Here is a 22,052-nt window from a genome sequence, read left to right on the forward strand (position 1 = left end):
CGAATACATCCGCAAAGGCTCTGCAAACCAACCTCAATGCCTCACCCTAAGCCCGAACTATCAAATGAGGGGACTATACAAATAGAGCGATGCTAACGTCGAAAGATTTTCCGCAAGGCTGCCTCGGCCTCCAGCCGCCAGTCGGGCCGCTCCAGCGCCCACCAGTTCAGCTCTTCCGCGCCGGTAGACAGGCTGTGCTTGTAGCGGTCCTTGCCCGCGAGGAAGGAGTAGAGCTTTAGGTCGCGTGCGGCATAATGCGCCACGGCGGCAGCATGGCACATCAGGCCGGGCTTGGATTTGGCGGTGCGCGGCTGGGCGAAGGCGGACTGATAGTTCATCGCCCGGCCCGCCCACACGAAATTGAGCAGATAGCCGACGGGTGTTTCTCCGCTGGAGACTCTGAGCAGCTCGACAGTGCCGTCTGTTAATCCGGCGCGGGTAATCCGGCTCGCGAAATCGCGAAAAAAGGCACTGTCCCACGCATTGTCGGTGTGGCGGCCCGCGTTCATCACGCGCATATCCTCCAGCCAGAGGTCGAGCGTTGCCAGATTCGTCGCGCTTTCGATCGCCAGTTCTGCCGGCTCATCTTTCAGCGAGCGCTTTATCTGCCCGCGTGTGTTGGCGCTCAGCAGAGAGAGATAGTCCCCGCCGGCTTCGCGCACGGCCTTGAGGTCTGCATTATAAGCGGGCGAGGCATCGCGGATCACGCGGCGGCGCACACCCGGCACCTCGGTCAGCATGGAACCAAAGCCAAGGCCGGAAAGATGGAGCACCCTCCAGTCGTCCCGTTCGGCCATCGCTTCGCAAAAGGCATGAACGCACAGCGGCAGCGTATCCTTAGTACATAAAATGCCATTATACTCGATGAAGGGGCGGTCGGCATCGATATCGCCCGCCTCGTTGAGCCACAGCGCGGGCACGGAGCCGAGCAGGCGCTTCGCCTGTCCCTCGCCGATCAGGGCCAGCCCCTCGTCACGCATCTCGTCGCCTATAACGAGCAGTTGCGGCAACGAGACTCCTTGTTCGTACATCGCGCCGAGCCAGCTTCCCATCCATGTCCAGCGCAAAAAGAAGGAGGGGGGCTGAGCCTCCTGTTCCAGCGCATGCCAGCGCGCGCCCAGTGTGGGCAGGTCTGTGATATCCTCGAAACGGGCAGTAAGATGCATGATATTCAGCCTTAACAATGCCGGACGAAGCTTTGCATGATCGCAGATATTCCTTAACATAGCTCTGATGAACGACACAGACCCGATTGCTCATCGTCCGGCGCCCCGGCTTGATCCGAGCTGGGCGGAGCCGCTGGCCGATATGTTCGCCGCGCCGATGATGGCGGACTTGCGCGCGTTCCTGTTGGCGCAGAAGGCGCAGGGAAAGCGCATCTTCCCAAAAGGCAGCGAATATTTCCGCGCGCTGGACCTTACGCCGCTGGACAAGGTGCGCGTCGTCATTTTGGGGCAAGACCCCTATCATGGCGAGGGGCAGGCGCATGGCCTGTGCTTCTCGGTGCAACGCGGTGTGCGCCCGCCGCCGAGCCTCGTTAACATCTTCAAGGAGATGAAGACCGATTTGGGGCTGGACCCGCCGCGTCACGGCAACCTGACTCACTGGGCGGAGCAGGGCGTGCTGCTGTTGAACAGCGTGCTGACGGTGGAGATGGGGCAGGCCGCCAGCCATCAGGGTCGCGGGTGGGAGAAGTTCACCGATGCGGTCATCGCGCTGGTGGCGCGTCAGGAACGGCCGGTCGTGTTCATCCTCTGGGGCGCCTACGCCCAGAAAAAAGCCGCGTTTGTGCAGGATGTGAGCCAGGGCGGGCGGCATCTGGTGATCCGCTCCGCACACCCCTCGCCCTTGTCAGCGCATAATGGCTTTTTCGGCAGCCGTCCGTTCAGCCGCGCGAATGATTTCCTGATCGCGCATGGCCAGCCACCGATAGACTGGAAACTGCCTGAATAGCGCTGCCCGGATTTGGTTTAGACGGAGCCGAAAAGTTCGATTTTCGAGCATCGGAGCGCAGCGTACTTCAAGGTACGTGAGCACCGAAGCGCAGAAAATAGAGCTTTGCAGGCCCGTATGGGCCAAATCCTAGTTCGCTACGGCGCGTCCGTATTGGCCGTCACCCTCAGGCGCGGAGAGGATATCACGCGTGGTGGCGCCCTTGTCGACCAGATTGATGGCCGGATCGCCAACGGCGGAACGGATGCCGGGCAGGGCATTGTCGCGCCCTGCGGCAGAAAGGGTCGCTGCTTCGCTGGCGGAGCGAGCAGCAGGCGGGCCGAACATTGCTTCCATCGCCTGACGGCTGGCTTCGGGCGTTACTGTCGGCGCTGCGCCGGGCGCGGGGGGCACCAGCGCGAAGTCGGGCGGGATCACCAGTGGCGCCTGCCGCGTCACCTGCATTTCGTCCGGGCGGGAGCGGTTGAACACCCCGCTCGATCCGCAGGCGGACAATGTGGCGACAAGGGCGGCGGCAACAACAAGTTTACGCATCAGTTTTGACTCTCCGAATTTGCATCCTTTTCGCGCAGCAGGAGCGCGCGCGCAAGCAGGATCAGCACGCCGATGGTAATCGCGGCGTCCGCAAGGTTGAAAATAAGGAACGGCCGCCACTCGCCGAAGTGCAAATCGGCATAATCGACCACGAAACCGTAGCGTACCCGGTCGATTATGTTGCCTAACGCGCCGCCCAGCACGAGGCTGAGCGCGATAACATCCTGGCGGGACCGCTCGCGCCACATCCAGATGGCGACAAAGGCCGAAATTCCGGCGGTCATCGCCACGAGCAGCCAGCGCGCGGTGTCATTATCCGCATGGAAAAAGCCCATGGAAATGCCACGGTTTTCAACCCAGCGCAGCGCGAAGATCGGCACGATCTCCAGCCCCTCGTCCCCGCGTGATTCGAGCGCGAGCGGCACGGTGACGATATATTTGATGAGCTGATCGAGGATCAGGATGACGGCGGCTATGGTTGCGCCCAGCCTGCGGTGGAGCGGGGGGAGGAGGGGGAGGGCAGGCGCGTCTTTGCTCACGCCAGAATATCCTCGCAGCGGGTGCAGAGCGCAGTGATGGCGCTTACATCTGGCAAATGACGCCAGCACCTATCGCACTTCGCGTAATCGGTTGGTGTTACTGCTACATCATCCTCTCCATCTGAAATCATAGCGGATGAGGTTATGCAGATTTCCGCCATATCGAGTGATTTCAATTTGGCGGCAGCTTTCGGCTCTCTGACCGAAACGCTAACTTCGGCCTCTAGACTTGATCTAATTCTCTTATCGCGGCGATAAGGTTCGATCGCTTCGTTGACTAGGGTTCTTGCGGTTCTGACGTCTGCCCACTCGAACGCCAGTTGAATATCCTTCCACCCCCCGTCAACCTCCGGCCAGTCCAGCAAATGCACGCTGTCCGCCTCCGCATAGCGCGATTTCCACACCTCCTCCGCCGTGAAGGGGATGATCGGCGCGGCGTAGCGCACGAGCGCGTGGAACAGCACATCGAGCACAGTGCGATAGGCCTTGCGCTTTTCGGTCTGCTTGCCCGTCTCCGGGTTCACATCGCAATAGAGGCAGTCCTTGCGGATATCGAAGAAGAAGGCGCTGAGGTCGATATTCGCAAAATCGTTGAGTGCGCGGGTATAGCGGCTGAACTCCAGCCAGTTGTCGCTCGTCTTGTCCGAAACCACCTCGCGCAGTGTCGCGTCCAGCTCGGCCAGGCGGTGGAGCATGTAGCGCTCCAGCTCCGGCATGTCCTCGACCTTCACCTTCTCGGCATCGGTGAACCCCTCAAGCGCACCGAGGAGATAACGGAAGGTGTTGCGCAGCTTGCGGTATGAGTCAGAGCTGCCGGCCAGCACCTCCTTGCCGATGCGCACATCGTCGAAATAGTCGGTGCTCGCCACCCACATGCGCAATATGTCCGCGCCGCTCTCGCTCATGATCTTCAGCGGATCGACGACATTGCCCAAGGACTTGGACATTTTGCGGCCCTGCCCATCGAGCGCGAAGCCGTGGGTGAGGACGGATTTATAGGGCGCGCGGCCCCGCGTGCCGCAGCTTTCGAGCAAGCTCGACTGGAACCAGCCGCGATGCTGGTCAGACCCTTCGAGATACAGGTCCGCGCGGTCATCCGCGCCCGTGCCGAATTGCGGCTCGACCACGAAGCTGTGGGTGGAGCCGGAGTCGAACCACACGTCGAGGATGTCGTTCACGACCTCATAGTCGTCGAGGCTGTATTCGTTGCCCAGCAGTGCCTGATGGTCCGCGCCGAACCATGCGTCCGCGCCCCCTTGCTCGAAAGCAGCGCGGATGCGGGCGTTGACTTGCGCGTCGCGCAGATAATCGCCGGTCTGTTTGTGAACATACAGCGCGATGGGAACGCCCCAGGCGCGCTGGCGGCTGATGACCCAGTCGGGCCGATCCGACACCATCGCGTGGATGCGGTTGCGCGAGCGCGTCGGCACCCAGCGCGTGTCCTCGATGGCTTGCAACGCGGTTTCGCGCAGGGTTGCGCCGTGGCCGGAGACTGTGGCGGCTATCGCGCCCGCGATGCCGTTTAACGGTGCGACATCGAACTCGATCTGGCCGCCCATCTTGTCCATCGGGATGAACCATTGCGGGGTGCAGCGATAGATGATCCGCGCCTTGGAGCGCCACGAATGCGGATAGCTGTGGCGGAAATCGGCGGCGGATAGCAGCGCGCGTGCTTCGCGCAGATCGGAGCAGATCGGGCCATCCGGCGCGTTGAACTTGGGGTTGATGACCGAGCCTTGCCCGCCGAGCCACGCCCAATCCTCGCGATATTTGCCATCGCCCTGCACGGCGAAGACCGGATCGATGCCGAGCGCCTTGCAGGCGAAGAAATCCTCCTCACCATGATCTGGAGCCATGTGGACAAGGCCGGTGCCCGCGTCTGTCGTGACATGCGGGGCGGGAAGGAAGGGGCGGGGCTTTGCGAAGAAGCCGCCGAGATGGTGCATCGGGTGGCGGGCAGTGGCTCCGGCGAGTTGATCGCTGCTAACCTCAGATTCAACTTCCCAATGGATATCTGTTGTCCGAGACTCAAGCGATTTGAGAAGATTTTTGGCTACCAACACTGGGCCATACTCTTGCATCATTGGCGTTGGCTGGCCCGGCTCAAGTGCTTTAGCAAATTTGGTGTGGCCGATTGCCAGAACATACTCAATCCCCTCCCCGTAGGCTATGCCTTGATTGGTGGGAATGGTCCAAGGTGTCGTCGTCCAGATCACCGCGTAGGCGCCGACGAGTTCCGGCGCGTTGGGCGCGTCCACAATCTCGAACGCGACGTCGATCTGCGTAGACGTCACATCCTCATATTCGACCTCGGCCTCGGCGAGCGCGGTTTTTTCCACCGGGGACCACATCACCGGCTTCGCGCCGCGATAGAGCTGGCCCGACTCCGCGAACTTCAGCAGCTCGCCGACGATGGCGGCTTCGGCCTCGTATTTCATCGTGAGGTAGGGATTGTCCCAGTCGCCCATCACGCCCAAACGCTTGAACTGTTCCTTCTGCACGCCGACCCAGGTGTCAGCATAGGCGCGGCACTGGGCGCGGAATTCCTTTGCGGGCACCTCGTCCTTGTTGAGCTTCTTCTTGCGATATTCTTCCTCGATCTTCCACTCGATCGGCAGGCCGTGGCAATCCCAGCCCGGCGTGTAGGGCGCGTCCTTGCCCAGCAGGCTTTGCGAGCGGACGATGATGTCTTTCAGCACCTTGTTGAGCGCGTGGCCCATATGGATGTCGCCATTGGCATAGGGCGGGCCATCATGCAGCACGAAGCGCTCGCGCCCCGCCCGCGCGGCGCGCAGCTTGCCATAGAGATCCTCTGCCTCCCACTGCGCGGCGATGGCTGGCTCCTTCTGCGCTAGGCCCGCCTTCATCGGAAAGTCGGTCTTGGGCAGAAAGACGGTGTCTTTATAGTCTTTGGGCTCGGTCATGTGCGGTCCGGTGGAAATGCGAAATCGGACCCGGCTCTAGGGCCAAAACTCTATGAGGACAAGCGCGGCGTCTGCGCAAGGATGTGCCGCGCCGCCTCGCAATCCCGCGCGATCTGGGCCTTGAGCGCATTCAGGCCATCATATTTCGCTTCCGGGCGCAGATGCGCGATCAGCTGTACCTCGATGGTCTGGTCATAGAGGTCTTCGGCGCAATCGAAGAAATAGGTTTCTAGCAGTTCCTTGGGCGGATCGAACATCGGACGGATGCCGAGGTTTGCGACGCCATCAACGAGGCGACCGTCAGGCAGCCGTCCGCGCACCGCATAGACGCCATAGGCCGGGCGCAGATAGCTGCCCAGCGTCATGTTGGCGGTCGGAAAATCGAGCGTGCGGCCCAGCTTTGCGCCGTGTTGAACCACGCCCTCGATGGCGAAGGGGCGGGTCAGCAGACGAGTGGCGGTAGCGCAATCTCCTGCTCGCAACGCATCGCGTATCCGGCTGGATGAGACAGGCTCGCCGCTCTCATCCGCAACCGAAGCGACCGCTTCCGCCCGCATGCCCATCGCCGCGCCCAGTTCCTTCAGCCGGGCCACAGTGCCGCTGCGCCCCTTGCCGAAGGTAAAATCCTCGCCTGTCACTACGCCCGCTGCGCCAATTCGGTTGGCGAGTGTCGAAACAAATTCTTCCGCGCTTTTTGCCGCCAGTTCAGGGTTGAAGTTGAATACCATCATCGCATCCGCTCCGGCTTTCGCAAACAGGCGCTCGCGCTGATCGAGCGTCGTCAGGCGGAAAGGCGGAGTTTCCGGTTTGAATAGACGAACCGGATGAGGATCAAATGTGGCGATGATCGCCGGACGGCCTTCGGCGCGTGCCCATTCGATTGCCCTACTCGCAACGGCCTGGTGCCCAAGATGAAAGCCATCGAAATTGCCCAACGCGAGGATCGCATCATGCAGGTGCGCCGGGAGTGGCGCGCTGTCATTTATACGCGATAGCAGGGGCCGGGAGTCAGCCATCGCGACGCCTCAGCGTGACAAAACTGTAGGCTGGACGTGTTCCTTCGGCTGAATGATCGTTTCGAGCTGTTTCCTGCCATTTTTCTGGGTCTGGCATCGCGATTCTGACGTCGCCTTGAGCCTCAATATGCACTTCTGTCAGCTCGATACGATCAGCGAGTGGAAGAAACTGGCCGTAAATTTCTGCTCCGCCGATCACGGATATATGCGGCGCGTTGGCAAGGTGGAGCGCGTCCTCCACGCTCCGGGCAACCTCTGCGCCATCTTCCTGCCAGTTTGCATCGCGCGTGATCACGATGTGCCTGCGCCCATCGAGCAGGCCGGGCAGGCTCTCAAAGGTCTTACGGCCCATGATCATCGGTGTGCCCTGCGTCAACGCCTTGAAATGGCGCAGGTCCGCCGGGATATGCCAGGGAAGGCGACCGTTGCGACCGATCACGCCATTGTCGGCGCGGGCAAGGATTAGGACGATTTCCGGCCGGTTCATATGTCTATAGCTCCAGCCGGGTGACATGGCCCATCTTGCGCCCTGCGCGCGCGCCATGCTTGCCATAAAGATGGAGATGATTGGCGGGGTCCGCCAATATCTCCTGCCACTGATGCGCGTCTTCGCCGATGAGGTTGCGCATGTTTACGCCCTCTGCCGCCAATTTCGTATCGCCCAGCGGCAGACCGCAAATGGCGCGAATGTGGTTTTCGAACTGGCTGGTAACTGCGCCCTCGATGGTCCAGTGGCCGCTGTTGTGAACGCGCGGCGCCATCTCGTTGAACACCGGTCCGTGCGCCGTGGCGAAAAATTCCAGCGTCAGCACACCGACATAGTCCAGAGCCTCAGCGACTTTGCGTGCAAGATGGCGAGCTGGCTCGACCTGGGCCCTGATCAACGGCCCGGCGGGCAGGGTGGAGGTGGAGAGGATGCCATTCACATGGACATTATGCGGGCTGTCCCAGAAGCGGACCTCGCCCTCGGTGCCGCGCACGAGGATGACCGAAAACTCCGCGTCGAAGGTCACGAAGCCTTCCAATATGCAGGGCTGGCCTTTCACCGCCTCCCAGGCCGCTACTGCCTCATCGGCCGCGTGGAGGCGGACCTGACCCTTGCCGTCATAGCCGAAGCGGTTTGTCTTGAGGATGGAGGGTGTGCCGATGCGGGTAAGCACGGCTTCAAGATCAGCGAGGCTGTCTACCGCAGCAAAAGGCGCTGTTGTGACGCCAAGATCTGTCACGAACCTCTTTTCCTTGAGGCGATCCTGCGCGATCCGCAGTGCCTCGACACCGGGGCGCACCAGGCCGTGCTGGCTCAGCGTCTCCATTGCCCCACTGTCGACATTTTCAAACTCATAGGTCAGCACATCGACCGCATCTGCAAAGGCGCCGAGCCGGTCGGCGTCCTCATAGGCGCCCTGGGTCCATGCCGCGCACGTGTCTGCCGCTGGGCCGCTTTCTTCCGGGGCATAAATATGGGCGCGATAGCCCAGCTGCGCCGCCGCCATGCCCAGCATCCGTCCGAGCTGGCCACCGCCGATAATCCCGATGATTGAACCGGGCGGTAACGCGCTCATTCAGGCTCCTGCGCGACATCTGCGGTTTGTTTTTCGCGCCACGCTTCGAGCCGGACGGCCAGCGCCTCGTCGGTCGTGGCGAGCATGGCGGCGGCAAGCAGCGCTGCGTTGACAGCGCCAGCCCGCCCAATCGCCAACGTACCCACCGGGATACCGGCGGGCATCTGTACGATGGAGAGGAGGCTGTCCATGCCTTTCAGGGCTTTCGACTCCACCGGCACGCCAAGCACCGGCAGGCGCGTCATGCTTGCGGCCATGCCGGGCAGATGCGCCGCGCCACCCGCACCCGCGATGATCGCCTTGAGGCCGCGCGAGACGGCGCCGGTGGCATAATCATACAGCCGCTGAGGCGTGCGGTGAGCGGAGACAACCTTGCACTCATGCGCCACACCAAGCGCCGAAAGCGTCTCACTGACATGGCGCATCGTCTCCCAGTCCGAACGGCTGCCCATGATGACGCCGATGATAGGGGTTCCCCCCTGGGTGGCTTGCCCGGCCATGTGCTGCGCTCCCTCCTTTGGAGCTTTCAGGCCTTAGCCAGCCAGACCGCGCGGAGCAATGGCGAAGATGAAGTTAAGCCGACTCTGTCGGTATTCACCTATCGGTAATGTTGGACGAGCGAATATAGACACTTAGCCGATTCTGCGCCGCAGCATTGCGGTATTGGAAAGGGTAAGTGGGCCATATTTCAAGGGACTGACGCGCATGACCGAGGACGGCCATAGCGAATCATCATCAAGGGAGGCGGGTTTGTCCGCTGCGATTATCGCCGAGCTGAAGGCCGAGCTTGCCACACTGCGCGGCGAGGTGCGGATGCTGCGCATCGCCAATGCCGAGCTGGAGCGGGTTGCGATCCGTGACACACTGACCCCGCTTTATAACCGCCGTTATTTCCTCACCGCGCTGCATGAACGGATCGTTAGGGCGCGGCGCTATGGCGCTTCGGCGGCTGTGCTGTTCATCGACATCAACCGCATGAAGCATATCAACGATCTCTTCGGCCACAGTGCGGGAGATTTCGCGCTGGTCCATGCAGCGCAGCTTGTTCGGGCGCATGTACGCGAGACGGATGTCGCCGCGCGGTTGGGCGGCGACGAATTCGCCATCATCATTGAGGAGGTCGATGCCGCACTGGCTACCACCAAGGCGGAACAGCTCGATCATGTATTGCGTACCGCTCAGTGCCGCTATGGCGAGGCTCTGTTGCCAGTGTCCGCATCCATCGGATGGACGATGCTGATGCCGAATGACACGGCTGAGTCGTTAATAGAGCGCGCTGACGCGGATATGTATGCGCGCAAGCGAGCGAGCTATCAGGCGCAGGCGGGCGGCGGTCAGGCCGCCTGAACCATCGCCTTGCGCACGATCGCGGTATAAATATCGCGCAGGGTGACAAGATCCTGCACCGCCACCGCTTCATCCAGCTTGTGCATTGTCGCGTTGCAGAGGCCGAATTCCACCACCGGGCATAGCGCAGAGAGGAAGCGCGCATCCGAAGTGCCGCCAGTGGTCGAGAGTTCAGTCGTGAGGCCGGTGGCCTCGGTGATCGCCTCGCTGATGAGGGTGGAGAATTCTCCCGGCGGTGTGAGAAAGGATTCGCCACTGATCTGAGAGGTGAGTGTGCCGCCCTCCGCTTCTACCAGCGCCTGGATGCGCTCGGTTAGTCCTGCGCCGGTGTGTATGTCGTTGAAGCGGATCGAGATACGCGCCCGTGCTTCGCCGGGGATCATGTTGGTAGCCTCATTACCCACGGAAACGTCGGTGATTTCTATATTGCTGGGCTGGAACCAGTCATTCCCTGCATCCAGCTCGATCGCCTCGATGGCGGCAAGAATACGCACCAGCCGCGGGATCGGGTTATCGGCCAGATGAGGGTAGGCGACGTGGCCCTGCGTACCCGCTACAGTGATCCACATGTTGACCGATCCGCGCCGGCCGATCTTCACCATATCCCCCAGCCGGTTGACCGAGGTAGGTTCGCCCACGAGGCATAGGTCTGGCTTTATGCCTTGCGCGGCCATCCGTTCCATGATCGCGCGGGTGCCATAGGTCGCCACTCCCTCCTCGTCGCCAGTGATGAGCAGCGAGATGCTGCCCGGCAGGTCGAGGCAGGCGGGAAGGGCAGCGACAAAGCTCGCGATGCTGCCCTTCATGTCTACCGCTCCGCGCCCGTGGAGCAGCTCTCCGCGCACTTCCGGCTGATAAGGGTCGCTCGCCCAGCCATTGCCCGGCGGCACGACATCGAGGTGCCCGGCGAACGCGAAATGCATGCCCGGCCCGTTCGCGCGCAGGGCGATGAGGTTTTCCACCGGGCCGTCAGGCTTATCGCCCGTTATCCAGCGGTCGACCGTGAAACCCAGCGGTGCCAGCATCGCCTCCAGCGCTTCAAACACCGCACCAGTGGCGGGCGTGACGGAGGGGCAGGCGATCAGCCGCTGGGCGAGTGGAAGCGGGTCGGTCATATCGGGATTGGACATAGGCATGACCCTGCGATAGCGAATGATGAGCGCCAGCGCCAGATCGGGGAGATGCCCATGCCGAAGATAGACCTTGATGCGATCGCAGCCACAAACACAACCGGCTATCCGGCCGATTATGCGAAACTGGTCGAGGGGCGCTGGGTGCGGCGGTTGGCTCCGCTGTTTGGCTTCACCGATTTTGGTGCCAGCCATGTGACGCTCAAACCCGGCGCGGCGTCGTCACAACGGCACTGGCATGAAGACGAGGATGAACTGGTCGTCATGCTTGCTGGCGAGGCGGTGTTGATCGATGATGCGGGCCGCACACCGCTAGCCCCCGGTGATGTTGCCGTATTTCCGAAGAATGATGGCAACGGCCATCATATCGTCAACGAAAGCGCGCAGGACTGCGTTTTCGTCGCCATCGGCAGGCCGCCCAAAGGGGCATGCCATTATCCTGACATCGATATGCAATATTCCGGCGCCACGGGCTTTACACGCAAGGATGGATCGTCATTCTGACCGGGGGGCACATGCTGACAGAAGTTCACGACAATGCTGATCTCGCCGCGCTGGTGCGCACGATCCCGGATTTCCCCAAGCCGGGCATATTCTTTCGTGATGTTTCGACCCTTTTGCTCGACGGCAAAGGCTTTCGTGCGGCAATTGACCGGCTGATCGACACGTTCGATCCTGACGCGGTCGATCTGATCGCCGGGATCGAGGCGCGTGGCTTCATCGTTGCCTCGGCTCTGTCTTATGCGCTGGCCAAGGGCAAGATCATGCTGCGCAAGGCTGGCAAGCTGCCCGGTGCCGCCATCGGCGTCGATTATGTACTGGAATATGGCACTGACAGGATCGAGATGCATGTCGGTGCGGTTTCGCCGGGTGCGCGGGTGCTGCTTGTCGATGATCTGATCGCGACCGGAGGGACGGCGCTTGCGGGCGTAAAGCTATTGCGGGGCGAGGGCGCGGTAGTCAGCCAAGCGCGGTTCCTCGTGGACCTGCCCGATCTGGGTGGCGCAGCGCGGCTGGCAGACGCGGGCGTGGCGAGCGGCGCTCTGCTCGTCTTTCCGGGGCACTAAGCTGTGCGGATCGCGCTGATCGCTGGGGTGGAGCAGGAGGCGGAAGCGTTTCTGCCGGGGCAGCATGACCGGCTGGAGCAGCATGGGCATCTGTCTGTGCGGTTCGTGAGGCATAGCGCGCACGAGATCGCAATCACCTGTTGCGGCGTCGGGAAGGTCAATGCCGCGATTGCGGCGACGCTGCTGGCAGGCCTGCATCATGCCGAGTTGTTGATGATCATCGGTACGGCTGGCAAGCTCTCCGCCATCGCGGGCGACTGTTTTGCCATCCATGAGGCGGTGCAGGGCGATTATGGCGCGCAGCGACCAGAGGGATTTGCCCATTTTACGGCGGGAAGCTGGCCGATCGGTGTTGCGCGGGTCGAGGCGTTTCGTGCTTGTCCACTGCCGGATGTTGGCCTGCCGCAGGCGCGGATCGTAACAGGCGACAGCTTTGTCGAGTGCCCGGATCACAGCCTTCGTTTGCGCGACGGCCTGAGCGGCGATCTTGTCGATATGGAGACCGGCGCGCTGGCGCAGGTGGCGCAGCAACTCGGCCTGCCATGGGCGGCGATTAAGGCGACGACGGACGACGCCAACGGGGCGAGTGCGGGCGATTTTCAGTCTAACCTGCTCCTTGCTGCGCGCCGCGCTGCGGAGGCGGCCGAGCAGGCTATCAGCCGGTTGCAATAGCTGCGGTTGCGCTGCACCGCAAAATAGGCTAGGGGCCGCGCCCAAAGCATCCCCTCTAAAAACGAGCAGACACTTATGAGCATCCGCCCCAACGCTCTTCGGAACGTTGCCATTATCGCGCACGTTGATCACGGCAAGACTACCCTTGTTGACCAGTTGTTCCGCCAGTCCGGCACGTTTCGCGACAATCAGCGCGTGGAAGAACGGGCGATGGATTCGAACGATCTTGAAAAAGAGCGTGGCATCACGATTCTCGCCAAGCCGACTTCGGTAGAGTGGGCGCCTCCGGGTGGCGGCGATCCGGTGCGTATCAATATCGTCGATACGCCGGGCCACGCCGACTTCGGTGGCGAAGTGGAGCGCATCCTCTCGATGGTCGATGGCGTGATCCTGCTGGTTGACAGCTCTGAAGGCGCGATGCCGCAGACGAAGTTTGTAACCGGCAAGGCGCTTGCGCTGGGGCTGCGTCCGATCGTCGTCGTCAACAAGGTCGACCGGCCGGACGAGCGTATTCAGGAAGTGCTGGATGAGGTGTTCGATCTGTTCGTGTCTCTGGACGCGACCGACGAGCAGCTTGATTTCCCTGTGCTTTATGCATCAGGCCGCAATGGCTATGCCAGCACCGACCCGGATCGGCGCGAAGGCACTTTGATCCCGCTGTTCGAGAAGATTGTCGAGCATGTGCCGCCGCCAGCGCTGGATGTCGATGCACCATTCACCTTCCTTGTGACGCTGCTGGATCGTGACAACTTCCTTGGCCGTGTGCTGACAGGCCGCGTGACATCGGGCACACTGAAGGTCAATCAGCCGATCCATGCGCTCGATATGGATGGTAAGGTGATTGAGACTGGTCGTGCATCGAAGATCATGTCGTATCGCGGGCTAGAGCGCGTTCCCGTCGACTCTGCTCAGGCGGGTGACATTATTTCGCTTGCGGGGCTTGCGGTCGCTACGGTGTCCAACACCATTGCCGATACGTCTGTTTCGGTGCCGATCCAGGCGCAGCCGATCGATCCGCCGACGCTCTCCATGCGCTTTGCCGTGAACGATTCGCCGATGGCGGGCCGCGAGGGCGACAAAGTGACGAGCCGGATGATCCGCGACCGCCTGTTCCGCGAAGGCGAAAGCAACGTGGCGATCAAGGTGACGGAAGCAGAAGACAAGGACAGCTTCGAGGTCGCCGGGCGTGGCGAACTTCAGCTTGGCGTGCTGATCGAGACGATGCGCCGCGAAGGCTTCGAGCTGGGCATCTCCCGCCCGCGCGTTTTATTCCGCGATGGCGAGAACGGTCGCGAAGAGCCATATGAAACCGTCATCATCGACGTGGATGACGAGCACGCCGGCACCGTCGTCGAGAAAATGGCGATCCGCAAGGCCGAGATGACGGACATGCGTCCATCGGGCGGTGGCAAGACGCGCATCATCTTCTCTGCGCCGTCTCGCGGGATGATCGGCTATCACGGCGAGTTCCTCAGCGACACCCGTGGAACCGGCATCATGAACCGCCTGTTCGAGAAATATGGCCCGTACAAGGGCACGATCGAGGGCCGCAAGAACGGCGTGCTGATCTCCAACGGCGCAGGCGAGGCGGTGGCCTATGCCCTCGGCCCGTTGGAAGAGCGCGGCATCCTCTTCGTCTCGCCCGGCGAACCGCTCTATGAGGGCATGATCATCGGCGAGAATGCCAAGCCCGAAGATCTCGAAGTCAACCCGATGAAGTCGAAGCAGCTCACCAACTTCCGCTCGACCGGCAAGGATGACGCGATCCGCCTCACCCCGCCCCGGCGGATGACGCTGGAGCAGGCGATTGCCTATATTGACGAGGATGAGATGGTGGAGGTGACGCCCAAGTCCATCCGCATCCGCAAACGCCACCTCGATCCGCACGAGCGCAAAAAGGCGAGCCGCGCCAAGGCGGCGTAACTTCCTGAATGGGAGTACGCTGCCGCGCGGGCTCGCTGGTCATTCTGCTATAAGGTGCCGTCCGTTGAGAGGCTGCACCGGCCTGGCATTGTGGCCCATGACTGTGTGCAGGGCGCCGATCTGCTCTTTGCTGGCGTGAACTGGCTTGACCAGCACATGCCAGGTCACTCCCTCTGTGCAGGGTGGTGTGGTGAGTGAGCCAGTGTAGCGAAACACATGCAGGTCTTGCGGCAGCAGGGCCGACGGATCGATCTGGGTGATTTTATAGTTGCCCTCTGGCGTATAAGCTTTTGGCGCGGCGGCGATCAGCTTCCCCAGCTCGTCATGAGCGTTACCCTCCTCGAACATCACGCCCAGTACGGCCAGCTTTCCGTCAATGTCCTTATGCACGAAATGCGCGACCATGGGGTAATGTTTGCCGTTAAACGCCTCTTCCGATGGCGTATGGAAATGCACCTGCACCAGATTGTAGCTATGTGTGCCGCTGACAAGGGTTGAACCGGGCGCGAAGTTTGCCTGTATCGTATGTCCATTGTGGAGCAGGGAAACCGGCCCGGCATGGTAATTCGCTTTCACGGTAACAGTCTGTTTCGGGTCAAACGCCGCGTGGTCTATTGGGGATTGCGCCTTGCCCAAGGAGCAAGTCGCATATTCGGACGCGAGGGCGCCCCAATGCTCCGGTCCCTCCTTGCCTTCATAACCCCAGTGCGGCGCATGGCTCGTTGCGACGGCCATTGTCATGGAAACGGCGGATGCCAGTATAACAAGTGTTTGCAAGATGTGTCTCCCGGATAGCTGAAAGCTGTTTCTCCATTGTAGGATGGAGAAGGGTGATCCGGGTGAATCGGGCTATTCCAGAAACTCTTCGCGATCCGGGATGCGGGTAAATGCTATTTTGGTGCCGGAGAAGCCGCGACCGGCGCTGGGCAGCATGCCAATCAATACTGTATCGCGGCCGAATTTGTGGTTGAGCCGGTCCAGCGCGCGGGAAAGGCGCAGGTCGCGCGACGGGCGGGTAACGGCAACCTTCGCTTCGTCCTCCCTATCCTCAAACAGGGATAGTTGCGTGGCCCCCTCTGGCTCCAGCCCCAGCAATATGACGGATATCTTCTTGATCGCAATTCCACGTTGCTCTGCGATTGTCTGGTTCCAGATGGACAAAAGCATGGCGAGGAAAGTGGGGCTGTCCTGCGTAGGACGGCAGCGCATCTCGCCCCGCAGCCTGCGTCCATCCTCCAGCCGTGCCGAAAAGCCGAACAGCCGTGCAGTATATCCCATGCGTCTTAGCCGGGCGGCGGCCTTCATCGTCAAGCGGCGCGCGACGTTGATGGCCTCGTTTGGTGGACGCAATGCAGGGCCGAGTACATGACTGTGGCCGATAGAGCGGCGCTGCGTCTCGATCTCCGGCAAGTCATGCCCGCGTAGCAGATACCACATGCGCTCGCCCCAGATGCTGCCCCATAGCAGCCGCATCCGCCGTCGGTCCAGCGCCATCAGGTCGGCCATGGTACAAACACCCTTCAACCATAGCCGCCTTTCCATATTGCGGCCAATTCCGGGCAGATCACGCGGTTTCAGCTCCGCGATCAGGCGGTGCTCCATCTCGTCCGGCATCAGGATGGTGAGGCCGTCGGGTTTTTCGAGGTCGGTCGCTACCTTGGCCAGATACCGGTTGGGTGCGATACCGATGGAGCAGCGGACCCAAGGCCCCAGAGTGGCGGCAAGACCAGCCTTGATCGAAAGCGCGATAGCGCGGGCTACCTCCGGTTGCGCTTCGTTGCGGAGCAGGCGGGCCGCCATCTCGTCAATTGAACACACATCGCTTACAGGGATGTGGCGGCTGATCTCGTCAATCGCGCGGTGATGATAGTCAACATATAGCTCATGCCGCGCCAGTACGCAGGCCAGGCTGCGACACAATCGTTTCGCTTCCCAGACCGGTGTGCCAGTGCGAATGCCGAAGGCCTTTGCCTCATAGCTGGCAGCGATCGCACAGGTGCTGTCTGTCTCCACTGGCACAACGACAACCGGCCGCCCACGCAAGTGCGGCTGCTCCTGCTGCTCTACGCTGGCGAAATAGCTGTTGAAATCGATATACAGCCATTTGAGCGGCGATGGAGGATAAGGCAGGGGCATATGGGATACGACTCATGATGGCGCACAAGCATATGTTCTTTTTTTGTTCTTTTAAAGGGCGCGCATGAGCAGCTCTGATGTGCTGTTCGTCTATGGAACGTTACGGCGTGGCTGTAATACGGCGGAGGCATGGCGGCTGCATCGCGAAAGCATGTGGCTGGGAGTGGGCGCGGCACGAGGGCAGCTGTATAAGGTTGGGTGGTATCCGGCGTTAGTGGCCGACCCGGAACTGGCAGACAAAGTTACAGGTGATGTGGTGCGGATGGCGCAGCCGGAGGCGACGTTCGCGTGGCTTGATGCTTACGAGGAATGTACGCCCGATTTCCCGGAGCCGCATGAGTATCGGCGGGAACTGATCGAGATTATCTGCGAGGGCGGAGCGATGCGCGCATGGACTTATGTCTATGCGCGCCCGGTTGAGGGGCTGGAGGAGATTGTCGGCGGAGATTGGCTAGACCGTTTTCCGAGCCGATGAGTGTTCTACGCTCATCTTGAAAACGGTCTAGCGCGCTAATATCCTCCGGCCTGCCCGGTCTGCCAGCCACATCGCCACCAGCGAGAGCGCGAACAGAGGCAGAGTGAAGAAAAAGAATGTCCCGATCGCTAATATTCCTTTGCTGTGCGCCGGGGTGCGAGGTGCGGGCGGGGCCCCCAAGCCACCTTCTGGCTTGCGCCGCCGCCACTGGATGAAGCCGGTGATGCTGAGCATCACCAGGGCGAGCGCGGTAGCCAAGCCGATCAACTGGTTCACCCATCCAAACAGCGCTCCCTCGTGCCAGGCGATGCCATAGCCCACCACGCGGTCTATCACATGCTTGTCGGCAAATGTTTCACGGCTGACTTCCTGCGATGTATCCGCATCATAGCGGATAGTCTGGCGTTGTGGCCTGTTCTGGCTGTCTGAGCGCACGGTCCACATGAGGCTGGACTTCGCGCCAAAGCGTTGCGGAGCTCCGGGCGGTGATATGATGACCGGAAAGGCCAGGTTTTCATTGCGTGCCTTTGCGACGATGGCGTCCAGCCGGTCTGGCGTATGATGTGCGTGGAGGTGAAGGGCGCCCGCAGTCATCGCTTTGTGGTCGTGCTCGGCATGCAGCGCATGTTCGTTGGCGTTGCCCGCATCGGGTGCGCGACCGCCAATCGTCCAATCCTGCGCGCCTTTCACCCAGCCCATCTGTTCACGCACCGCCTTGAAGCTGCTGCCCCATACGCCCGCCCATGGCAGCCCGGTCACGAGCAGCACAAGCGCGAGGCTGGATACCCAGAAACCCGTGACGGCGTGCAGATCCCGCCAGAGGACGCGCCCTCCCTGCTTGAGGCGCGGCCACAACACGCCAGCAGCGCCCCGCCCGCGCGGCCACCAGAGATACAGCCCGGTTGCGATCATCACGATGGCCCAGCTCGCCGCCAGCTCGACCAGCCAGCTCCCGCGCGGGCCGAGCAGCAGTTGCCCGTGAATATCATGGGCGATCTGCATGATCCGCCATTCCGGGTCGATCGAGCCTAGCACGTCGCCCTGCGGCGAGACAAATACGTCGCGCATGCCCTTGTTGCCGGGCAGAGCGATGTGGATCAGTGCGGCGTCGCCGCTGCGCTCCGGCAGGCGATAGCTGTGGAAGGCGGCGCCCGGAAAGGCCGCGAGCGCTGCATCGCGCTGTACCGAGGGAGTGACCGCCGCCGCCACGGAAAAGCCCTGAAAACCGCGCTCCTCCCAGCGTTCGATCTGCGGCTTGAACAGATATAACGCGCCCGTGAGCGAGAGGATGAGCACCATCGGCATGACGAACAGCCCGGCGTAGAAATGCCAGCGCCAGATGGTGCGGTAGAGCGCGGTTTCCATGGCTTTTTCCATGATTACAGCCTCCAACCCATTTCCAACAGGAAGGTGCGCTGGGGATAGGGGTGGAAGACCCAGGCGCGGTTGTTGGAAATATTGTCCACGCCCGCAGACAGGCGGAAATGCGCGGAAATATCCCAGTTTACGCGCGCATCCAGCGCAAACAGCTCTGAGGTATATCCAAATGTATCGCCCCGCTGGAGGCCGAACAGGTCGGTATTCGGGCGGCTGGCATAGCGCATGCCGAGCGCGGTTTGCACGGTATCGCTCACCGAATAGCGCAGATTCGCGTTGATGCGCCAGCGCGGAATACGCGGGAATTGGACGCCTTCCGCCGCACTATTTGCGCGATTACGCAGTGTTTTGCTGTCAATCCACGCCACATTCGCTTCGATATCCATACCCGGAAGCGGCCAGTCCTTCGTCTCGGCAATCGCCTCCACGCCCCATTGGCGGGTGCGGTCGATATTCTTGAAGCCAGAGCGGATCACATTATTCTGGTTGAAGCCGGAGAAGGAAAAGATCGTATCCTTCACCCGCTGGTAAAAGACCGAGCCGGTGAGCGTGACCGGACCCAGATCGCGCCGCACCAGCAGATTGGCGTCCCTGCTTTTCTCCGGTTTCAGATTGATGTCAAAGCTGTTGGGATCGAAATTGCCGAGGCTGTCGAGGCTGCCCTGATATAGCTCGCCTACGGTGGGGAAGCGGGTCGCCAAGGCGAGGCTGAGTTGCAGCACCGTGCCATCAAGGTCGATCTGGCCGGAGAGGGTGGGGCTGAGCGCGGTATCGTGACGTGACGCATACTGATAGTTGAGCGAGGGCGTTAGCAGCCCGCCATCATAAGCGCGCCAGTCATCATAGCGCAGACCCGCTGTTATCTGTGCATCCGGCGTGATGTGCCACACATCTTCTGCCCATGCGGAGAGGATGCGGGTTTTGCCATAGGTTTCGGTTGTCAGCGCAGTGATGCTTGCCCTGCTGCGCCAGTTGCCTAAGCTATAGTTGCGCGTGTCGGTGCGATAGAAGCTCGCCGTGCTGCCGAGCGCGACCTCATGCGCGGCTCCTTTCCGCTCTATCGCAACATCGGCGGTCCACCAGCCGGTCGGGCCAGCTTCGGCCAGACGTCCGGCTTTGTTGTCGCGCCCTGCGATGTAGCCGTTGGAGGTGAAGCCTTTGCTGGTCACGATCTGATAGGTGGAGAGCGCGGCGCGCGCCTCCCAGCCGTTGCCCAGCTCCGCGCCGATCTTGGCGCCCAGCAGAAACTCGTCGCGTTTGGTGATCGACCAGTTGGCGCCTGATGCGGTGTAGTTGGTGCTGCCGATCCTGACCGCGCCCTCGCACACCGCATTGCCTGCCGTGTCGCGCAGATAGCAATCGGGTGCGTGCTGATCGTCCTTGTTGTTCCACCAAGCGAAGAGCAGCTGGCCCGTGATCGCGCCATCGTCGTAACTGATTTTGATCTTGCCCTGTTTCTGGGTGATGAGCGCGGGCGATTGCGCTGCGAAGACCGGGCTGGTGGGTGTGCCGGGCGAGTTGGGAATAGCCGATCCCGCTGCAATGGCCTCAAGCTGCTTGGGGTCGACGATGGCGCCGGTCACGGGCGTGGTCCCCGCGCCGCCGGGCGTCAGCCCATAAAAGCTCATCGGTTGGCCCTCGTTCCTGAAATAGCGCGCCGTCACGCGGAGCGACCATGGCCCGTCCTTCTGTTTCAGGCCAAAGCCCGCTTCTGCCGAGCCGCCCCAATAGCTGTCATCGGTGCTGAACTGCCTGTAGGGCTGGACCATGCCCTGCACCTTTGCGAAGGCCTCCGTTTCCTTGGGGCTGCGCGTGGTGATGTTGACGATGCCGCCCATCGAATTGCCGACATAGCGGGAGGAATAGGGGCCGTAGACGATGTCAAACTGTTGCACCTCGCCGGGGCCGACCACGCCCCATTTGGGCGAGAAGCCAAAGGAATTGCCGAGGAAGTTCGATACGACGAACCCATCGACCATCACCAGCGTGCGTGCACTTTGCGTCGAGTGGGTGCCGCGAAAGCCGGGGACGCCGTTGCTGTCTCCCGAATAGCGTTTGCGCACGAAGAAATTGGGCGCGTATTTCATCAGGTCTTCGGTGTTGAAGGCGTTGATGGCGCTGAACTGCTCCTCGCCCAGCGAGACGGCGAGGCCGCGCGGGGCGATCTCTATCGGGGCATCGCGCTGCCCGACGACGAGGATGGCGTCGGGCGCGTCTGCTGGTGCGTCATCGGCAAAAGCGGGGGTGGACAGGCAAAGGGCAACCGCGAGGGCGGCATAAGAGGTCTTCATGAGAAACGATCCTGAACAATAGGGCAGATCGCTCGGCGGCGCGCGGATATGCGCTGGTCCGTCGGCGTGGCGTGGCTATGGGTTCAGGCGGCGCGCGGCGGCCCGCGCAGCGGCGGGCGCAGATGGGGCGTTTGGCCCCGGAGCGTTAGGGTGCGCGGGGCGAACCCGGCCGCGAGGATGAAGAGCAGCGCCAGCGCGAGAAGCGGCGCGCCCGCGCCCGAAAGCGCCGCCATGGAAAGCGCGGTGAAGGCGCAAGGCTCATCCGTCGGCGCTTTTTCAGGCGCGTGCTCGCCGTTCATGGGCACCGCGATGGCGATGTTCTTGTGAGTGATGCCATCAAGGCAGAGCTGGACCGAGAGAAACTTCTGCCCGCCGCCCGCCATATAGCCCTGCGGGATCAATGCCTTCACGGCAAGCGCACACGCCAGCAGCAGCAGGGCGATGGCGCGATGGTCGCGAATCAGGGCGCGGAGCAGGCTCACGGCTCGTGCCTTTAAGCGCGAGAGGTGGCGATGTCATCCTTTTTAAGCGGGCGTTGCCCTAATGCCGGTAGAGCGGGCGCAGCGCGTATTTGCCATCCTGATAGCCGCCAAAGAGACCGGCGATCGCGGGGTGTTCCACCGGCTCGTCGCTGTCATCCACGACCAGGTTCTGCTGGCTGACATAGGCGATATAGCTACCCTCGCTGTTTTCCGCGAGCAGGTGATAGAAGGGCTGGTCCTTCGCCGGGCGCATCTCTTCGGGGATCGCCTCATACCACTCGTCGCTGTTGGCGAACACGGGATCGATATCGAACACCACGCCGCGAAAGCCGAACAGCTTGTGCTGCACCACATCGCCGATGCTGAAGCGGGCGTGGGCGACATTGGGGGCGGGAACGGGGCGGGGCGCGCCTGTTGCAAACTGGGGGAATGTCCGGTCCATGCCAACAATGTAGGGACTGATGCCCCGCATACAAGAAATTTTGCGCGCGGAAGGCGTAACCCGGCTCATACCTCAAGAAAAAGTGCCGCGCGGCGCTTGGCAAAACCCCTGCGCTCGGTTAAGTGCCGCCGCTCGACCCGCTATGGATGTTGGCGGAACCGGCGGACGAGGGCGCGTTTTCG

General features: G+C 61.7%; 22 protein-coding genes. 7 read left to right on the plus strand and 15 right to left on the minus strand.

The genetic code is table 11. The features are described 5' to 3' along the window. Nucleotides 1-92: 92 nt before the first annotated feature. Nucleotides 93-1,166, minus strand: coding sequence for a GNAT family N-acetyltransferase (locus tag EQG66_RS10385; protein ID WP_129404511.1), 1,074 nt, complete (start codon nt 1,164-1,166; stop codon nt 93-95). A gap of 67 nt (nt 1,167-1,233) precedes the next feature. Here EQG66_RS10385 and ung point away from each other — a divergent pair, with 67 nt between their 5' ends. Then, on the plus strand, nt 1,234-1,953 hold the full coding sequence (ung, locus tag EQG66_RS10390) for a uracil-DNA glycosylase (protein WP_129404512.1): 720 nt from the start codon (nt 1,234-1,236) through the stop codon (nt 1,951-1,953). Nucleotides 1,954-2,082: 129 nt separating this feature from the next. Here the strand turns inward: ung and EQG66_RS10395 are convergent, their stop codons facing one another. The 7 genes from EQG66_RS10395 to purE are packed head-to-tail and all read right to left on the minus strand — an operon-like array spanning nt 2,083 to nt 9,028. Next, the gene (locus EQG66_RS10395; protein ID WP_129404513.1) at nt 2,083-2,487 is read right to left on the minus strand and encodes a DUF3035 domain-containing protein; all 405 of its coding nucleotides are present in this window, start codon (nt 2,485-2,487) and stop codon (nt 2,083-2,085) included. Next, nucleotides 2,487-3,026 (minus strand): signal peptidase II, encoded by a 540-nt coding sequence (gene lspA / locus EQG66_RS10400; protein WP_129404514.1) that lies wholly within the window; start codon nt 3,024-3,026, stop codon nt 2,487-2,489. Before lspA ends, EQG66_RS10395 begins: the two co-directional genes overlap by 1 nt. Beyond that, a complete protein-coding gene (gene ileS, locus EQG66_RS10405; RefSeq protein ID WP_129404515.1) occupies nt 3,023-5,950 on the minus strand; it encodes an isoleucine--tRNA ligase in 2,928 nt (975 codons plus the stop codon). The genes lspA and ileS overlap by 4 nt, the downstream gene beginning before the upstream one ends. A 50-nt stretch (nt 5,951-6,000) precedes the next feature. Continuing rightward, complete coding sequence (locus EQG66_RS10410; RefSeq protein ID WP_129404516.1) at nt 6,001-6,966, minus strand: bifunctional riboflavin kinase/FAD synthetase; 966 nt, start codon at nt 6,964-6,966, stop codon at nt 6,001-6,003. Further along, nucleotides 6,959-7,453: a dihydrofolate reductase gene (locus EQG66_RS10415; protein WP_129404517.1), complete on the minus strand. Its 495-nt coding sequence runs from the start codon at nt 7,451-7,453 to the stop codon at nt 6,959-6,961. The genes EQG66_RS10410 and EQG66_RS10415 overlap by 8 nt, the downstream gene beginning before the upstream one ends. Before the next feature lie 4 nt (nt 7,454-7,457). Beyond that, nucleotides 7,458-8,528, minus strand: coding sequence for a 5-(carboxyamino)imidazole ribonucleotide synthase (locus tag EQG66_RS10420; RefSeq protein ID WP_129404518.1), 1,071 nt, complete (start codon nt 8,526-8,528; stop codon nt 7,458-7,460). Then, nucleotides 8,525-9,028 carry a 5-(carboxyamino)imidazole ribonucleotide mutase gene (gene purE, locus EQG66_RS10425; protein ID WP_129404519.1) on the minus strand — a complete coding sequence of 168 codons (504 nt, stop codon included), beginning with the start codon at nt 9,026-9,028 and terminating at the stop codon, nt 8,525-8,527. The genes EQG66_RS10420 and purE overlap by 4 nt, the downstream gene beginning before the upstream one ends. A gap of 205 nt (nt 9,029-9,233) precedes the next feature. Here purE and EQG66_RS10430 point away from each other — a divergent pair, with 205 nt between their 5' ends. Next, nucleotides 9,234-9,875, plus strand: coding sequence for a GGDEF domain-containing protein (locus EQG66_RS10430; RefSeq protein WP_129404520.1), 642 nt, complete (start codon nt 9,234-9,236; stop codon nt 9,873-9,875). On the opposite strand, the gene dapE is transcribed toward EQG66_RS10430, so the two are convergent. Beyond that, nucleotides 9,863-11,005 carry a succinyl-diaminopimelate desuccinylase gene (gene dapE / locus EQG66_RS10435; protein ID WP_425470239.1) on the minus strand — a complete coding sequence of 381 codons (1,143 nt, stop codon included), beginning with the start codon at nt 11,003-11,005 and terminating at the stop codon, nt 9,863-9,865. The genes EQG66_RS10430 and dapE overlap by 13 nt on opposite strands. A gap of 57 nt (nt 11,006-11,062) precedes the next feature. On the opposite strand from dapE, the gene EQG66_RS10440 reads away from it, so the two are divergent. The 4 genes from EQG66_RS10440 to typA all read left to right on the plus strand — a co-directional run bounded on the left by EQG66_RS10440 (nt 11,063) and on the right by typA (nt 14,667). Next, complete coding sequence (locus EQG66_RS10440) at nt 11,063-11,509, plus strand: cupin domain-containing protein (RefSeq protein WP_129404522.1); 447 nt, start codon at nt 11,063-11,065, stop codon at nt 11,507-11,509. Between the two features lie 11 nt (nt 11,510-11,520). Continuing rightward, entirely contained in the window at nt 11,521-12,072 is a 552-nt protein-coding gene (locus EQG66_RS10445) for an adenine phosphoribosyltransferase (RefSeq protein WP_129404523.1), read from the plus strand. Nucleotides 12,073-12,075: 3 nt separating this feature from the next. Next, on the plus strand, nt 12,076-12,744 hold the full coding sequence (locus EQG66_RS10450; RefSeq protein WP_129404524.1) for a 5'-methylthioadenosine/S-adenosylhomocysteine nucleosidase family protein: 669 nt from the start codon (nt 12,076-12,078) through the stop codon (nt 12,742-12,744). A 75-nt stretch (nt 12,745-12,819) separates the two neighbouring features. Beyond that, nucleotides 12,820-14,667: a translational GTPase TypA gene (gene typA, locus EQG66_RS10455; protein WP_129404525.1), complete on the plus strand. Its 1,848-nt coding sequence runs from the start codon at nt 12,820-12,822 to the stop codon at nt 14,665-14,667. Between the two features lie 39 nt (nt 14,668-14,706). Here typA and EQG66_RS10460 read toward each other — a convergent pair whose 3' ends face one another. Both EQG66_RS10460 and EQG66_RS10465 read right to left on the minus strand, forming a co-directional pair. After that, on the minus strand, nt 14,707-15,408 hold the full coding sequence (locus tag EQG66_RS10460; protein ID WP_129404526.1) for a carbonic anhydrase: 702 nt from the start codon (nt 15,406-15,408) through the stop codon (nt 14,707-14,709). A gap of 108 nt (nt 15,409-15,516) precedes the next feature. Then, nucleotides 15,517-16,803, minus strand: coding sequence for a Y-family DNA polymerase (locus EQG66_RS10465; protein WP_129404527.1), 1,287 nt, complete (start codon nt 16,801-16,803; stop codon nt 15,517-15,519). A gap of 64 nt (nt 16,804-16,867) precedes the next feature. On the opposite strand from EQG66_RS10465, the gene EQG66_RS10470 reads away from it, so the two are divergent. Further along, complete coding sequence (locus EQG66_RS10470) at nt 16,868-17,278, plus strand: gamma-glutamylcyclotransferase family protein (protein ID WP_129404528.1); 411 nt, start codon at nt 16,868-16,870, stop codon at nt 17,276-17,278. Nucleotides 17,279-17,305: 27 nt separating this feature from the next. On the opposite strand, the gene EQG66_RS10475 is transcribed toward EQG66_RS10470, so the two are convergent. The 4 genes from EQG66_RS10475 to hspQ form a co-directional block, all read right to left on the minus strand. Beyond that, nucleotides 17,306-18,655 (minus strand): PepSY-associated TM helix domain-containing protein, encoded by a 1,350-nt coding sequence (locus EQG66_RS10475; RefSeq protein ID WP_129404529.1) that lies wholly within the window; start codon nt 18,653-18,655, stop codon nt 17,306-17,308. A 2-nt stretch (nt 18,656-18,657) separates the two neighbouring features. Continuing rightward, nucleotides 18,658-20,946, minus strand: a complete 2,289-nt coding sequence (locus EQG66_RS10480; RefSeq protein ID WP_129404530.1) for a TonB-dependent receptor — start codon at nt 20,944-20,946, stop codon at nt 18,658-18,660. 83 nt (nt 20,947-21,029) lie between these two features. Further along, on the minus strand, nt 21,030-21,428 hold the full coding sequence (locus tag EQG66_RS10485; RefSeq protein WP_129404531.1) for a hypothetical protein: 399 nt from the start codon (nt 21,426-21,428) through the stop codon (nt 21,030-21,032). 58 nt (nt 21,429-21,486) lie between these two features. Then, nucleotides 21,487-21,870 carry a heat shock protein HspQ gene (gene hspQ, locus EQG66_RS10490; RefSeq protein WP_129404532.1) on the minus strand — a complete coding sequence of 128 codons (384 nt, stop codon included), beginning with the start codon at nt 21,868-21,870 and terminating at the stop codon, nt 21,487-21,489. Between the last annotated feature and the right edge of the window lie 182 nt (nt 21,871-22,052).

Source organism: Sphingobium fluviale (genome assembly GCF_004122115.1).
In the GTDB taxonomy this organism is placed as follows: Bacteria; Pseudomonadota; Alphaproteobacteria; order Sphingomonadales; family Sphingomonadaceae; genus Sphingobium; species Sphingobium fluviale.

Excerpts from the sequence above, each read along its gene's own strand:
- EQG66_RS10385 (WP_129404511.1), bottom strand. The coding sequence starts at position 1,166 with ATGCATCTTACTGCCCGTTTCGAGGATATCACAGACCTGCCCACACTG.
- ung (WP_129404512.1), top strand. The coding sequence starts at position 1,234 with ATGAACGACACAGACCCGATTGCTCATCGTCCGGCGCCCCGGCTTGAT.
- EQG66_RS10395 (WP_129404513.1), bottom strand. The coding sequence starts at position 2,487 with ATGCGTAAACTTGTTGTTGCCGCCGCCCTTGTCGCCACATTGTCCGCC.
- ileS (WP_129404515.1), bottom strand. The coding sequence starts at position 5,950 with ATGACCGAGCCCAAAGACTATAAAGACACCGTCTTTCTGCCCAAGACC.
- EQG66_RS10410 (WP_129404516.1), bottom strand. The coding sequence starts at position 6,966 with ATGGCTGACTCCCGGCCCCTGCTATCGCGTATAAATGACAGCGCGCCA.
- EQG66_RS10415 (WP_129404517.1), bottom strand. The coding sequence starts at position 7,453 with ATGAACCGGCCGGAAATCGTCCTAATCCTTGCCCGCGCCGACAATGGC.
- EQG66_RS10420 (WP_129404518.1), bottom strand. The coding sequence starts at position 8,528 with ATGAGCGCGTTACCGCCCGGTTCAATCATCGGGATTATCGGCGGTGGC.
- purE (WP_129404519.1), bottom strand. The coding sequence starts at position 9,028 with ATGGCCGGGCAAGCCACCCAGGGGGGAACCCCTATCATCGGCGTCATC.
- EQG66_RS10430 (WP_129404520.1), top strand. The coding sequence starts at position 9,234 with ATGACCGAGGACGGCCATAGCGAATCATCATCAAGGGAGGCGGGTTTG.
- dapE (WP_425470239.1), bottom strand. The coding sequence starts at position 11,005 with ATGTCCAATCCCGATATGACCGACCCGCTTCCACTCGCCCAGCGGCTG.
- EQG66_RS10440 (WP_129404522.1), top strand. The coding sequence starts at position 11,063 with ATGCCGAAGATAGACCTTGATGCGATCGCAGCCACAAACACAACCGGC.
- EQG66_RS10445 (WP_129404523.1), top strand. The coding sequence starts at position 11,521 with ATGCTGACAGAAGTTCACGACAATGCTGATCTCGCCGCGCTGGTGCGC.
- typA (WP_129404525.1), top strand. The coding sequence starts at position 12,820 with ATGAGCATCCGCCCCAACGCTCTTCGGAACGTTGCCATTATCGCGCAC.
- EQG66_RS10460 (WP_129404526.1), bottom strand. The coding sequence starts at position 15,408 with ATGACAATGGCCGTCGCAACGAGCCATGCGCCGCACTGGGGTTATGAA.
- EQG66_RS10465 (WP_129404527.1), bottom strand. The coding sequence starts at position 16,803 with ATGCCCCTGCCTTATCCTCCATCGCCGCTCAAATGGCTGTATATCGAT.
- EQG66_RS10470 (WP_129404528.1), top strand. The coding sequence starts at position 16,868 with ATGAGCAGCTCTGATGTGCTGTTCGTCTATGGAACGTTACGGCGTGGC.
- EQG66_RS10475 (WP_129404529.1), bottom strand. The coding sequence starts at position 18,655 with ATGGAAAAAGCCATGGAAACCGCGCTCTACCGCACCATCTGGCGCTGG.
- EQG66_RS10480 (WP_129404530.1), bottom strand. The coding sequence starts at position 20,946 with ATGAAGACCTCTTATGCCGCCCTCGCGGTTGCCCTTTGCCTGTCCACC.
- hspQ (WP_129404532.1), bottom strand. The coding sequence starts at position 21,870 with ATGGACCGGACATTCCCCCAGTTTGCAACAGGCGCGCCCCGCCCCGTT.